This is a genomic window from Rhodococcus sp. KBS0724, assembly GCF_005938745.2.
Taxonomy (GTDB): domain Bacteria; phylum Actinomycetota; class Actinomycetes; order Mycobacteriales; family Mycobacteriaceae; genus Rhodococcus_F.
Map to the genome: position 1 here is coordinate 4,164,473 of NZ_VCBX02000001.1, position 13,036 is coordinate 4,177,508.

At 65.2% G+C, this 13,036-nt stretch carries 11 protein-coding genes and 1 pseudogene; 4 read left to right on the plus strand and 8 right to left on the minus strand.

All coding sequences use genetic code 11. The annotated features are described in order from the left end of the window. Positions 1-17: 17 nt before the first annotated feature. Together FFI94_RS19190 and FFI94_RS19195 are read left to right on the plus strand one after the other, a co-directional pair. Positions 18-1,544, plus strand: a complete 1,527-nt coding sequence (locus tag FFI94_RS19190; RefSeq protein WP_138873286.1) for a glycoside hydrolase family 57 protein — start codon at positions 18-20, stop codon at positions 1,542-1,544. Next, positions 1,541-2,785, plus strand: coding sequence for a glycosyltransferase family 4 protein (locus tag FFI94_RS19195; RefSeq protein ID WP_138869234.1), 1,245 nt, complete (start codon positions 1,541-1,543; stop codon positions 2,783-2,785). Before FFI94_RS19190 ends, FFI94_RS19195 begins: the two co-directional genes overlap by 4 nt. On the opposite strand, the gene FFI94_RS19200 is transcribed toward FFI94_RS19195, so the two are convergent. Together FFI94_RS19200 and FFI94_RS19205 are read right to left on the minus strand one after the other, a co-directional pair. Continuing rightward, entirely contained in the window at positions 2,771-3,400 is a 630-nt protein-coding gene (locus tag FFI94_RS19200; protein ID WP_138869235.1) for a maleylpyruvate isomerase family mycothiol-dependent enzyme, read from the minus strand. The two genes, FFI94_RS19195 and FFI94_RS19200, sit on opposite strands and share 15 nt — an antisense overlap. Positions 3,401-3,418: 18 nt before the next feature. Next, positions 3,419-4,180, minus strand: coding sequence for an acyltransferase (locus tag FFI94_RS19205; protein WP_138869236.1), 762 nt, complete (start codon positions 4,178-4,180; stop codon positions 3,419-3,421). A 117-nt stretch (positions 4,181-4,297) separates the two neighbouring features. On the opposite strand from FFI94_RS19205, the gene FFI94_RS19210 reads away from it, so the two are divergent. Beyond that, the gene (locus FFI94_RS19210; protein WP_138869237.1) at positions 4,298-5,605 is read left to right on the plus strand and encodes a PQQ-binding-like beta-propeller repeat protein; all 1,308 of its coding nucleotides are present in this window, start codon (positions 4,298-4,300) and stop codon (positions 5,603-5,605) included. A gap of 1 nt (position 5,606) precedes the next feature. On the opposite strand, the gene FFI94_RS19215 is transcribed toward FFI94_RS19210, so the two are convergent. From FFI94_RS19215 to FFI94_RS19235, 5 genes are read right to left on the minus strand one after another with little or no spacing between them, the layout of a single operon-like run. Then, entirely contained in the window at positions 5,607-6,764 is a 1,158-nt protein-coding gene (locus FFI94_RS19215) for a THUMP-like domain-containing protein (RefSeq protein WP_138869238.1), read from the minus strand. A 19-nt stretch (positions 6,765-6,783) separates the two neighbouring features. Next, entirely contained in the window at positions 6,784-7,800 is a 1,017-nt protein-coding gene (locus FFI94_RS19220) for a class I SAM-dependent methyltransferase (RefSeq protein ID WP_138869239.1), read from the minus strand. A 52-nt stretch (positions 7,801-7,852) separates the two neighbouring features. After that, a complete protein-coding gene (locus FFI94_RS19225) occupies positions 7,853-8,632 on the minus strand; it encodes an enoyl-CoA hydratase/isomerase family protein (protein ID WP_138869240.1) in 780 nt (259 codons plus the stop codon). Positions 8,633-8,642: 10 nt separating this feature from the next. Further along, on the minus strand, positions 8,643-9,470 hold the full coding sequence (locus FFI94_RS19230) for an NUDIX domain-containing protein (protein ID WP_138869241.1): 828 nt from the start codon (positions 9,468-9,470) through the stop codon (positions 8,643-8,645). 11 nt (positions 9,471-9,481) lie between these two features. Then, positions 9,482-10,315, minus strand: coding sequence for an ABC transporter ATP-binding protein (locus FFI94_RS19235; RefSeq protein ID WP_138869242.1), 834 nt, complete (start codon positions 10,313-10,315; stop codon positions 9,482-9,484). Between the two features lie 51 nt (positions 10,316-10,366). On the opposite strand from FFI94_RS19235, the pseudogene glgX reads away from it, so the two are divergent. Next, positions 10,367-12,292: pseudogene (glgX, locus tag FFI94_RS19240) on the plus strand (glycogen debranching protein GlgX); the annotation flags it as partial. 29 nt (positions 12,293-12,321) lie between these two features. On the opposite strand, the gene FFI94_RS34635 reads toward glgX, so the two are convergent. After that, positions 12,322-13,011 (minus strand): membrane protein, encoded by a 690-nt coding sequence (locus FFI94_RS34635; protein WP_313905577.1) that lies wholly within the window; start codon positions 13,009-13,011, stop codon positions 12,322-12,324. Positions 13,012-13,036: the final 25 nt, after the last annotated feature.

Consider the following 13,036-nt stretch of genomic DNA (forward strand, 5'->3'; position numbering starts at 1 on the left):
CTGTCCAAGAACCGGGGATGTTCGCCCTGGTCCTGCACTCGCACCTGCCGTGGCTCGCCAACCACGGACGGTGGCCCGTCGGCGAAGAATGGCTCTACCAGTCGTGGGCCGGGTCGTACCTCCCCCTCACCGCGGCGCTACGACGCCTCGCCGACGAAGGTCGATCCAACCTCCTGACGCTGGGAATCACGCCGGTACTCGCGGCGCAGCTCGACGATCCGCACTGCCTGGCCGGTATGCACCACTGGCTCGGCAATTGGCAAATCCGAGCGCACGAAGCTGCCGGGATGCCAGACGCGGCGCACCGTGAACTCGGCGCGCGTGAGCACCGTGCGTCGGCTGCAGCGTTGGAGGACTTCGAAACCCGTTGGCAGCACGGCGCTTCCCCGGTTTTCCGCGATCTCATCGACCGTGGCGCTTTCGAATTGCTCGGGGGCCCGTTGGCTCATCCGTTCCAGCCGCTCCTCGACCCACGACTGCGTGCGTTCTCCCTCCGCGAGGGCCTCGCCGACGCTCAGGCGCGGTGGAACCACACCCCGACCGGCATCTGGGGACCCGAATGCGGATACACACCCGGCATGGAACGTGGCTACGCCGAAGCCGGCGTCACTCACTTCATGGTCGACGGTCCCGCGCTGCGCGGTGACACGACCCTCGGTCGACCGGTCCGCGACTCCGACGTTGTGGCCTTCGGCCGCGACCTGCAGGTCAGCTACCGCGTCTGGTCGCCGAAATCCGGATATCCGGGCCACGGCGCGTACCGCGATTTCCATACCTACGACCACGAGACCGGCCTGAAGCCGTCCCGGGTCACGGGCCGAACCGTCGACTCCGCCGACAAGGCTCCTTACGATCCCGAGTTGGCGGCACGTGCAGTCGACAAGCACGTCGCCGACTTCGTCGAGGCTGTCCGGGCGCGCCTGCGCAGTGAATCCGCGCGTATCGGGCGCGACGCTCTGGTTGTCGCGGCGTTCGACACCGAACTGTTCGGACACTGGTGGCACGAGGGTCCGCAGTGGCTCGAAAAAGTGCTGCGCGCCCTACCCGAGGCGGGCATCCGCGTCGGAACCCTCAACGATGCTCAGGCCGCCGGATACGTGGGTGAGCCTGTGCAACTGGAGGATTCGTCGTGGGGATCAGGTAAGGACTGGCGCGTGTGGGCCGGTGACCAAGTCAGCGATCTCGTGCAACTCAACGCCGAAGTCGTCGACACCGCACTGGGCGCGGTGGACAAATCCCGTGGACACGACAATGCCCCAGGACGTCCGGAACTGCGAAACCGGGTAAACGATCAGGTGCTTCGGGAGACACTGATGACAGTGTCGAGCGATTGGGCGTTCATGGTGAGCAAGGATTCCGCGGCGGGGTACGCCCGCGAGCGCGCACACAAGCATGCCCACGCAACCAGAGAGATCGCCGAAGCGGTGGTCTCCGGCAAGGACGCGGTCGCCACTCGCCTCGCCGACGGCTGGAACCGCGCGGACGGCCTGTTCCCCGGTCTGGACGCGCGCCGTCTGCCTGACACAGAACTGAGCCCGTCGTGAAAATTCTCATCGTCTCGTGGGAGTACCCCCCGGTTGTGGTCGGCGGACTCGGTCGGCACGTCCACCATCTCGCCACCGAGTTGGCTGCGGCCGGGCACGAGGTGGTGGTTCTGTCGCGTCGTCCGTCCGGTACCGACGCGTCGACGCACCCGACACTCACGCACATTTCCGAAGGCGTGCTTGTGGTCGCGGTTGCCGAGGATCCCGCGCACTTCGTGTTCGGTGAAGACATGCTCGCCTGGACGCTCGCGATGGGTCACGCGATGGTCCGAGCCGGAATGGCACTGCACAAGCCCGGCGTCGGCGAGGGCTGGCAGCCCGATGTGGTCCACGCCCACGATTGGCTGGTTGCCCACCCCGCAATCGCCTTGGCCGAATTCTACGACGTGCCATTGGTTTCCACGCTCCACGCCACGGAAGCTGGACGGCACAGCGGCTGGATCTCCGGCCGCATCAACCGTCAGGTCCACTCCGTCGAATGGTGGCTGGCCAATGAATCCGACGCTCTCATAACGTGTTCCGCGTCGATGCAGGACGAGGTCACCGAACTCTACGGCCCCACGCTTCCGCCGGTCAGTGTCATCCGTAACGGAATCGACTTGACCACGTGGAACTTTCGCGAACGCGCGCCACGATCCGGGCCGCCGAAACTGCTCTTTGTCGGACGGCTCGAATACGAGAAGGGTGTCCAGGACGCCATTGCGGCGCTCCCGCGAATCCGTCGTAGCCACCCCGGCACCACGCTCGCGATCGCGGGCGAGGGCACTCAGTTCGGCTGGCTCGCCGAACAGGCGCGCGCCCATCGCGTCGTCCGGTCCGTGAATTTCCTCGGCAACCTCGATCACACCGAACTGCTGAGTTGGCTGCACGGCGCGGACGCCATAGTCCTGCCGTCACGGTACGAACCGTTCGGCATCATCGCTCTCGAAGCTGCGGCGGCAGGCACACCGCTGATTACGTCTACTGCAGGCGGACTGGGTGAGGCCGTCGTCGACGGTGTCACCGGCATGTCCTTCCAACCGGGCGATGTTGCGGGGCTGACGTCGGCCGTGCGCGAAGTGCTCGACGATCCGGCCGGCGCTCAGGAACGGGCGCTCGCAGCGCGGGCACGTCTCACCTCGGACTTCGACTGGCACCAAGTCGCCGAGGAAACCGCACATGTCTACGCGGGAGCCAAGCGCCGAGTGCGCCATCCCCTGGCCCGGCCGGTGATTCCGGAGCGACCGCTACCCGGCCGCTGACGTGAACCGCATCCGCGCGTCGCCGAGCAAGTAGCCCGGCGGCAGGATGCGGCCACACAGCACCATCAGCAAGTCCTGTGCGGCGCCGTGTACTTCGGCACCGGCGCCGAATTCCCAGTCCCGGTCGTCGGCGCGCAGACGCACGCCTTCGAGGTCTGCTCCGAAGTACTTCACGTTCTTCGGTGACAGGCCGTCCAGAACACGACTGAGGCGATCTTCGGGCACGACATAGTCGTCGCCGAGTGCAACGCGGATGTCCTGGCCGTGAATGACGTCGTGGGACAGCGCCCCGTCGAAGCCACCTCCCGGCGGTTTCCAGGGGTACGCGACGTTGTCGCGCAGGGAGCTGAGCAACTGCTGCTCGGTCAACTCCTGTGCATCGGCGAGTGCACGACGGTTGGACATGCGGTTGAAGTTGCCTCGGGATTTCACCATCTCGAGAACGAATCTCGATGCGGGATAGCGGTACGGCATGGTGATGTGCGCGACCACCTCACGCACGCGCCACCCCTCGCACAGCGACTGTGTGTCCCATTGCGCAGCGGTGAGGCCGTCCAGGAAGGCCACCAGTTCGCGTCGGTGCTCGACAACCCACTCGGGTGTCTGTTCACTCATGCCGCACTCCCCTCCCGCTTATCGCTTGGCCGACTCGTCCGCCTCGGCTGCTGCCTTCTTACGCGCGATGTCTTCGAGGGCCGCGATGTACTCGGCGCGATCCGCTGCGCCCGCTTCCCAGTCGGACTTGCGGTTCTTGACGACCTTGGCCGGCGAACCGACGGCGATGCTGTAGTCCGGGATGTCGCCCTTGACCACGGCGTGGGCCCCGAGAACACAACCCCGGCCGACGCGGGTGTTGCGCAGGACGGTGACCTTGGCGGCGACCCAGGTGTCCGGGCCGATACGGACCGGTCCCTTGACGATGCCCTGGTCCTTGATGGGTGTGTTGACATCGTCCATGCGGTGGTCGAAGTCGCAGATGTAGCACCAGTCGGCCACCAGTGTGGAGGCGCCGATTTCGATGTCGAGGTACGTGTTGACGACGTTGTCCTTGCCGAAGACAACCTTGTCCCCGATACGCAGGGAGCCTTCGTGGCAGCGGATCGCGTTACCGTCGCCGATGTGGACCCAGCGCCCGATTTCGAGGCGGGACAGATCGGGAGTCGAGTGAATTTCGACGTTCTTGCCGAGAAACACCATGCCGCGCAGAATCACGTGCGGGTTGGCCATCTTGAACTTGGCAAGACGGTAGTACCGCACCAGGTACCAGGGGGTATATGCCTTGTTCGCCAGAACCCATTTGAGGGAATCGACGGTCAGGAACTTGGCCTGATCGCTGTCGTTTCGGCGTGATCCCCGCCACCGAGTGCGCAACGGTGCGCCCCACATGCTCGTCATGAGTATTCAGACTACGGGCAGTCGACGCACCGACCCTCGGGGTGTGCCCCGTCACGTTGCCTACGGCGGGATAGTCTCTGCTCCGAACTACTTTCGCAAGCGGCAGGGAGATGTGAGATGCGGCGGGTCCTACGGTCGTCCGTGATGGTGATGGCGGCGATCGCTACGGTGATGGCTGCCGGGTGCGGAAGCGAGTCTTCCGTAGTCGACCGTTACGCAACTGCCGGGTGGCCGGCGATGCACGCCGACGCCCGCAACAGCGACACCAGCCCGGTCACGGGATCCCGCGATCTCGAGTTCTCGTGGTCTCGTCCGCTCGGCGGCCCGGTTGCCGCCTATGCGTCCGTAGGAGCGAACGGCCAGAGTTTCGTGACGGCGCGCGCCGAGAACGGTTGCAACCTCTTCTCGTTCCAGCTCGATACCGGCCGCAAGGTGTGGTGTACCCGGATGAACGACGGTGTTGCCGCGTCGACGCCCATCGTGGACACCGCGACCAACGTCTACGTGGGTGAGAGCGGCGCGATGGCGTCGTACACCCGCAATGGCCAGTTGCGTTGGCGCACACTTGTTGTCGGCACTCCCCTCTCGGCGCAGTTCACCGGCGACGGCAATCTGCTGTTCATCACGCAGCTCGGCCAGATCAATGTGCTGAATCCGCAGACCGGCGCGAAGGTCGTCTCGTCGTACAACCTGATTCCGCCGCCGACGTTCGACCAGCAGCCCAATGCCGAACTCATTCCCGACAATCAGGGACTCGACGAGTGCTTCCTCGGCACGGCCGGCTGCCCGGTGGCAAACACTCCCGCAATCGATCTGGCAAGCGGCACGTTCTACTTCACGTTCTTCGGGCCCAATTCGCTTGCCGCCGATCTGGTCGCCATGAAGTACACGGGCGGCGAGAACCCGTCGATCACTCCCGAGTGGTCCACCGACGCACTGCCCGGCGGAACCGCGTCGAGCCCTGACCTGTCGAAGGACGGAAAGACCGTCTACACCACCGACAACAACGGCACCCTGTGGGCGATCGACGCGGCAACCGGCGACACCGTGTGGAGTTACGGCATAGGCTTCAACTCCGCAGGGAGCCCGTCCACCTCCGACGACGGATTGATCATCCCCGCCGGCGCCGGCGACGGTCACCTGCTTGCCGTCCAGGACAAGGGCGATCACGCCGAACTCGTCTGGGAGCGTAAAGATCTGCTGCAGTTGGGTGTTCCGGCTCAAACCGCGGGCAACACCGGGTACACCGTCGTCCGCGAAGGCGACAACGGGCTGAGCCTGGTCACATTCGACACCCGATCCGGTGAAACCGTGGCTCAGAACACCTTGCCGGGAGCGGTCGGCTTCACTGTCGGCACCTCTGTGGGCCCGAACGGTGAAGTGGTGACACCCAGCGCAATCGGCGAATTGTTCGTCTTCAAGTGAGCTAGCGGGACGCCTCACAGATGAAGGCAGACGCCGAGCGTCCGATCCGCACGATCACGACGCTGAGCGAGCGCGAACCCTTGAGTTTGAGTCGCGGGCGCAGCACAGCCGGATCGACGTCGACGCCGCGCACGAGGATCTCCACGATGCCGCAGTCGCGCTTGGAGAGAGTCTGCTTCAACAGCTTTTCGGAGTACTTGATCTGTTCGAGAATCCGGAATCCACGAACACCATCGGGGACGCTGCTTCCCGTGAGATAGGCAATGCGTGGGTCCAGTTGCCACAGACCATGTCTGGCCGCATAGTGGCGCACCAGACCCGCCCGAACCACGGCGCCGTCCGGGTCGATGATCCACTCCCCCGGTTCCTGCTCGGGGATGGTGTCGTCCTCGGCGTCGGTCACCGACCACCCGGTACCGTCCGATCGCAAAACCGACGCCCGACGCGTCACGCCGGACCCGGCCAGTCCCGCCGACCACAGGCAAGCCTCTTTGACACCACCGTCGAGTGAGACGACCTCGACCTCGCCGTCCCAGCCGAGGTTGTCGAAATCGAGTCCGGGAGCGCATTTCACGGCGATGTCGCGGCCGTCGTATGCATCGAGCAGGTCCGGCAGCGGCGGCATCAACGCCGCCGGGTCGTGGGTTCGCCGTCCGCCAGAACGACGTGCCGGGTCGGCAAGGATCACGGTGCCGCGCGTTGTGGGACGCAGAGCGTCAGCACGCAGCAAGGCCGCCGACGGCACATTGTGACGGGCCATCGCCAGTCGGACGCCGTCGATGTCGCTGCCGACTACCCGATCCGCCACGCCGGTGAGGGCGTGCAGTTCCGCACCGATCGAACACGTCACGTCGTGCACGTTGCGTCCGGTCAGTCGCTGCGCACGGTGATCTGCGACGGCCGCCGGGGTGGCCTGCTGCATCGCGTCGTCGGTGAACAACCACCCCCCGCTGCCGGGCAGTTTTGCGGCTGCCTTTCGGCGCAGCAGAACCGTGTCGACAAGCGCGGGCATGTGGTCGCCGAAACGCGTACGCGCCCGGCCGATGTCGGCCAGACGCGTACGCGTGGACAGCTCGAACTGTTCTATCTCGGCCAATGCCGCTATGCCGGAATCACTTTCCAGATAGGCGACGTCGTCGAGGGTGAAGTCATAGCCCACTGTCTCGAGGTGCCGGGTCTCAGCTGCCGGGCTTTACGCCGGTGATCATGACGTTGTAGAAGAATCCGCGCGGAACGACGTGGCGCAGAATCTTCTCGTCCACCCAGCTGAGGGTCTTCCACCCGCCGAATGCGAAGCGTCCCCAGCCCCAACCGAGCTTTTCTTGCGGGACTGCGGCTTCGAAGGTGCGAACCGGCCAACCGAGAAGTGCTGCGGCAAATTCCTCGGTGGCGGCGTGAACCTGATCGGCGCCTGCGGACTTCGCCATGTTCTCGAGATCCGTCGGGTCGAACGTGTGAATGTCGACAACCGCTTCGAGTGCGGCTGCGCGCGAGGACTCGTCGAGCTCCTCCTGCGGACGACGCCAGTCGGCGAGGAACGGCAACTTGGTGACGGTGGTGGTGGCTTCCCACGTCGCGCGGCCGAGCCAGCGAGCGTAGAAGTTACCGACGGTGGTCGGTTCACCCGCAAACACAAAGCGCCCGCCGGGCTTGAGGACTCGAAGGACCTCGCGCAGCGACTTCTCCACGTCGGGAATGTGGTGCAGCACAGCGTGTCCGACCACGAGGTCGAACGTGTTGTCCTCGTAGGGAATGGTCTCCGCGTCGGCGACCCGGCCGTCGACGGGCAGACCGAGGTTCTCGGCGTTACGCATCGCAACCTTGACCATGCCGGGCGAGAGGTCCGTGACCGAACCTGTCTTGGCAACGCCACCCTGCATCAGGTTGAGGAGGAAGAAGCCGGTGCCGCAACCCAGTTCCAGTGCCCGCTCGTACGGCAGAGGCTGATCACCGGCGACGGCGTCGAACCGACCCCTGGCGTAGTCGATGCAGCGCTCGTCGTACGAGATCGACCACTTGTCGTCGTACGTCTCGGCTTCCCAGTCGTGGTAGAGCACCTGGGCAAGCTTGGTGTCCTTGCGAGCGGCCTCGACCTCTTCGGCCGTGGCGTGCGGCCGCGGTGCGGGGTCCACTACTGATGTCTCGGCAGCAGCAGGCGGCGTGACAATGTCGTCGTCAGTGGGGCTGGCAGTCATTCGGCTATCCTACTCGCTGGTAAGAGATGAACAAGTTCTAATTTAGGGAAGCCTACCGGCCTGTGAACTCGGCCTTGCCGGGGCCGTTCGCGATGAACGACGCCATGCCGATCGACTGATCCTGCGTCGCGAACAGTCCCGCGAACAGATGCTGCTCGATCTTGAGGCCTGTCTCCAGATCCGTGTTCAGGCCCTCGTCGATGGCCGCCTTCGCAGCGGCCAGCGCTCGGGAAGCACCGCCCACGAACTGCGACGCCCACTTCCGGGCAGCGGTGTACACGTCGTCCGGCGCGACGACCTCGTCGACCAAGCCGATCGCCAACGCCTCGTCAGCACCGACAAAGCGGCCGGTGAACACCAGATCCTTGGCCTTGGCCGGTCCGATGAGACGGGCCAACCGCTGAGTGCCACCGCCGCCGGGAATGATGCCGAGCAAGATCTCCGGGACACCGACCTTGACGTTGTCTCCGGCGATACGACGGTCTGCGGACAGTGCAACTTCGAGTCCGCCGCCCAGCGCATAGCCGGTGATCGCCGCAACGGTCGGCTTCGGGATCGCGGCGATGGCACCGATTCCGGCCTGGATCCCGGCGACTGCGTCACTGATCTGACCGAAGTCCATCTCGGCCATTTCCTTGACGTCCGCACCCGCGGCAAAGACCTTCTCGCCGCCGTACACGATGACGGCCTTGACTGCCGGATCGAGCGCCGTAGCGCGCGCGGCGACCGCTAGTTCGTCCTGGACCTGACGGTTCAGGGCGTTCATCGGGGGGCGCGCGAGGCGGATCGTGCCGATGCCGTCGGAAACCTCGAGAGTTACAAATTCAGCCATGCTCGAGAGGCTACTTGGCGGGCCCGGCAGCCCACGGATGCGGCCCGGGGATGTAGTAGTCGTCTTGATTCGGGAAGTCGATCCGGAAGGTCGTCTCGTCGCGGTACAGCGTCGGGAGAATGATCGGGATCTCGGGTTCGGCGGCCAGGACATCGGCAACGGAGTTGTACTTCGCCAACTCCGTCAGCTGAGTCCAGGTGGGCGGCAACAGGATACTGCCGCCGGCGCGCCAATGATCCAGTGCGTCCTGCGGACTCTGCCAGCGAACCTCGGCGGCCTCGGAGGTAACTCCGTCGGCCACCTGCCCCTTGGGCGACGCGGCCACGAAGAAGCGGGTGTCATATCGACGGCCCTCCCCGATCGGGGTAATCCAGTTCGCCCACGGACGCAGCAGATCCGTACGCAGAACCAGATTCTCCCGCTTCAGGAAATCGCTGAACGTGAGTTCGTGATTCTCGAGAGCCGCTCGCGCCGCCGAGTAGCCGAATGTGTCGGCGACGACGGTATCCGCGCTCGGCCCGGCGAGCAGAACACCGCATTCCTCGAACGTCTCGCGGACCGCAGCCAACACGAGCGCCTTCGCGCGCGCGACATCGGTACTGAAACGCTCCGCCCACCACTCGGCCGACGGACCCGCCCACTCGACCTCTGCCGTGCCGTCCGATTTGTCGACGCCACCGCCGGGGAACACGGTCATCCCGCCGGCAAACGCCATCCCCTTCACCCGCTGGAGCAGGAAGATCTCAATTCCCGATGCCGCGCCTTCCGCGTCACGGACCAGAATTACCGTCGACGCATCTTTGGGTGTGGGGACCGCGTCCGCAAACTCGTTAGCCATGTTTCCGGAACCTACACGGTGACGGGTGCGCGGTGCGCTCCGGACGCTCGGGTACGACGCGCGAAGTACCGGCCGTCGACCTGATCGAGGGTGATCGCCTGGCTGAACGCGTTGCTGAGGTTCTCCTCGGTGATGACGTCCTCGAGCAGCCCCTGGGCCACGACGCCACCTTCTTTGAGCAGGAGTGCGTGGGTGAATCCCGGCGGAATCTCTTCGACGTGATGGGTGATCAGGACTGTCGCGGGTGCATCTGGGTCAGCCGCGAGGACAGCGAGGCGAGCCACGAGTTCTTCGCGGCCGCCGAGGTCGAGTCCGGCCGCGGGTTCGTCGAGGAGCAGCAGTTCCGGATCGGTCATCAGGGCACGCGCGATGAGGACTCGCTTGCGTTCGCCTTCGGACAGAGTCCCGTACGTGCGGTCGGCGAGGTGTTCGGCGCCGAGGCTCTCGAGCATCTCGACGGCACGGGATGTGTCCATCGACTCGTACTCCTCGCGCCAGCGACCGAGGACCGCATAACCGGCCGACACGACGAGGTCGCTGACCTTTTCGTCGGCGGGAACCCGGTTGGCCAGCGAGGACGACGACAGGCCGATGCGCGGCTTGAGTTCGTTGACGTCGACGCGGCCGAGCACCTCGCCCAGCAGATGCGCGGTACCGCTGGTGGGAAACACCTCACCGGCCGCGATACGCAGCAGCGACGTCTTGCCCGCACCGTTGGGTCCGAGCACCACCCATCGCTCGTCGAGCTCCACCTTCCACGTCACCGGACCCACAAGGGTGGACCCGCCGCGGCGGATGAGAACGTTGTCGAAATCGATGAGGAGGTCAGGATCAGGTGTTGGCACCCGACCATCTTCCCGCACATTCTCCGCCCATCCACGGCAGGATCTACTTGCGTGTCGCCTCTAGATGAATCTCACACCCCGCTTCCGGGTTCTCCGTTCCCGCTCGGAGCAACCGTCGTCGAGGGTGGAACCCAGTTCGCTGTCCATTCACCGGACGCCACCGCGGTGCAGATCTGCCTGATCAACAGTGCCGGCGGGGAAGAACGTGTGGACCTCCGCCAGCACACGTACGGGATCTGGCACGGAGTGCTCAGCGGCGTCGGGGCCGGGCAGCGATACGGCGTGCGCGCCGACGGGCCATGGAGTCCGCGCGAAGGTCTGCGGTTCAATCCTCACAAACTTCTGCTCGACCCGTGGGCCCGCCGCATCGAAGGCGACCTCGGCGACGCGGCTGCGCTACGCGACTACAGCCATGACCCGTTCGGTGATCGGTCGACGGTCGACTCCCTCGGCCACGTTCCCGTCTCCGTCGTGACGGCCGACCTGACACCGCCGCGCCATCGGCTCGAGACGCCGTGGGAGGAAACGGTGATCTACGAACTTCACGTCGGCGCCTTCACCGCCGCCCACCCGGACGTACCGTTCGCACACCGCGGAACCTATCTCGGGCTCGCGGCCCCCGCTGTCGTCGACTACCTGGTCAACCTCGGCGTCACGGCGGTGGAACTGCTTCCCGTCCAAGCATTTCTGACCGAAGACAGCGTGCGGGCGCGCGGAATGCGCAATCACTGGGGCTATTCGACGGCGTCGTACTTCGCGCCGCACCCCGGCTACGCGGCTACCCCGGGGAACGAGGTCCTCGAGTTCCGGTTCATGGTCGACGCGTTGCACAACGCCGGAATCGAGGTGATCCTCGACGTCGTCTACAACCACACCTGCGAGCAGGGCGTCGACGGAATCAGCGTCAGCTGGCGCGGATTGGACGCGCGCGGTTACTACCTCCTGAGCGAGAACGGCAGCGATATCGATCTCACCGGATGCGGCAATACCGTCGATGCCTCCTCCCCCGTCGCCGTTCGGATGATCACCGACAGCCTGCGTTACTGGGCCGACGTGATGGGCGTCGACGGCTTCCGCTTCGACCTTGCCAGCGCACTGGGACGACCACGCGGTGGAGCCTTCGATCCTCGCGCCGCGGTGCTCTCCGCCATCTCGTCCGACCCCGTTCTGACGCGCCGCAAGTTGATCGCCGAACCGTGGGACGCGACTGGCGACGGCTACCAGGTGGGTAACTTCGGCTTGCAGTGGTCCGAGTGGAACGACAAGTACCGCAGCAGTATTCGACGCTTTTGGAACGGCGATTCCAGCGTCAGGGAGGTTGCGTCACGACTCGCGGGCTCGGAGGACGTTTTTGCCGGCAACGGCAGGCGGCCGTGGGCGTCCATCAATTTCGTGACCGCCCACGACGGCTTCACCGCGGCCGACCTCGTGTCGTACAACACGAAACACAACGAGGCCAACGGTGAGGACAACCGCGACGGCGCCGACAACAACGATTCGTTCAACCACGGAATCGAGGGCCCCAGTTACGATTCCGAGGTCATCGAAGCCCGCCGCCGACATGTCCGAGCCCTCCTCGCCACACTCGTCCTCTCCACCGGCACACCGATGCTGACGGCCGGCGACGAGTTCGGCCGCAGCCTCGGCGGCAACAACAACGCTTACTGCGTACCCACGCTCGCCACTGCGGCTCAATCGTGGGCACTCGATTGGGCGAGTGCTGATCCCACCCTGATCAGTTTTGTCTCCCGAGCACTGGCGTTGCGCAGATCGGCGCCTGCTTTGCGGCAGCCCGAGTTCTTCGAAGGGCGCCGACGCATCGACCATCCCGACCTCGTGTGGTTCGACGCCACCGGAACCGAATTCGACGACCGCGCCTGGTACGACGAGCGCAACCGGACGGTCCAGGCGTGGATTGACGGCGCGGACGTCCGCTCGCATACGCGTACCGGGCGGCCTCTCGGCGACAGCAGCTGGCTATTGATCCTGCATTCCGGCGGGCCAAGTCAGATCACTGTCGGAACGCCGGAATGGTTCGACGGTTCGCTGGTTCCGGTGTTCGACTCGGCGACCGCCACGGGAGAGCCTGGATCGGCCGGCCCCGTGGCCGTGGGGGCCACACTCGCGGTTACGGGTCCGACCGTCCTGGCCTTGCGGGTACCCGTTACCGCTGCCGTCATGGAATCAGGCAGCACCCTGATCAAGAGCTGAATCGTGGGCCCGATACCCAAGGCGTACAGCACGGTTCCCACACCGACTGTGCCGCCGAGGGTCCACCCCACGGCAAGCACAACAACCTCGATGCTGGTGCGAACCAGGCGAACGGACAAGCCGGTGCGCGCGACAAATCCCGTCATCAGGCCGTCGCGTGGGCCGGGGCCCATTCCCGCCCCGATGTACAGGACACTGGCCAACCCGTTGAGAAGGACACCGGATACCAGGACGAGGATTCGAATTGGCATGGAATCGAAGTCCGGCAAAAAGGCCAGTGATGTATCCACTGAGATCGCAATGACAATTACGTTGGCGACGGTTCCGAATCCCGGTCGTTGACGGAGTGGGATCCACAGCAGCAGCACGAGCACACCCGTGATTGCGGTGACAACACCGAAACTCAACGAGAACCGCTGCGCCACACCCTGGTGAAAAACGTCCCACGGGTCCAGGCCGAGTCCGGCGGCGATCATCATCGCCATCGAGAAGCCGTACAGCCACAGTCCA

What these genes read in the sequence shown, in the direction of transcription:
- FFI94_RS19210 (WP_138869237.1), top strand. Translation starts at nt 4,298, where the DNA reads ATGCGGCGGGTCCTACGGTCGTCCGTGATGGTGATGGCGGCGATCGCT.
- FFI94_RS19190 (WP_138873286.1), top strand. Translation starts at nt 18, where the DNA reads ATGTTCGCCCTGGTCCTGCACTCGCACCTGCCGTGGCTCGCCAACCAC.
- FFI94_RS19230 (WP_138869241.1), bottom strand. Translation starts at nt 9,470, where the DNA reads ATGGCTAACGAGTTTGCGGACGCGGTCCCCACACCCAAAGATGCGTCG.
- FFI94_RS34635 (WP_313905577.1), bottom strand. Translation starts at nt 13,011, where the DNA reads ATGGCGATGATGATCGCCGCCGGACTCGGCCTGGACCCGTGGGACGTT.
- FFI94_RS19220 (WP_138869239.1), bottom strand. Translation starts at nt 7,800, where the DNA reads ATGACTGCCAGCCCCACTGACGACGACATTGTCACGCCGCCTGCTGCT.
- FFI94_RS19205 (WP_138869236.1), bottom strand. Translation starts at nt 4,180, where the DNA reads ATGACGAGCATGTGGGGCGCACCGTTGCGCACTCGGTGGCGGGGATCA.
- FFI94_RS19225 (WP_138869240.1), bottom strand. Translation starts at nt 8,632, where the DNA reads ATGGCTGAATTTGTAACTCTCGAGGTTTCCGACGGCATCGGCACGATC.
- FFI94_RS19200 (WP_138869235.1), bottom strand. Translation starts at nt 3,400, where the DNA reads ATGAGTGAACAGACACCCGAGTGGGTTGTCGAGCACCGACGCGAACTG.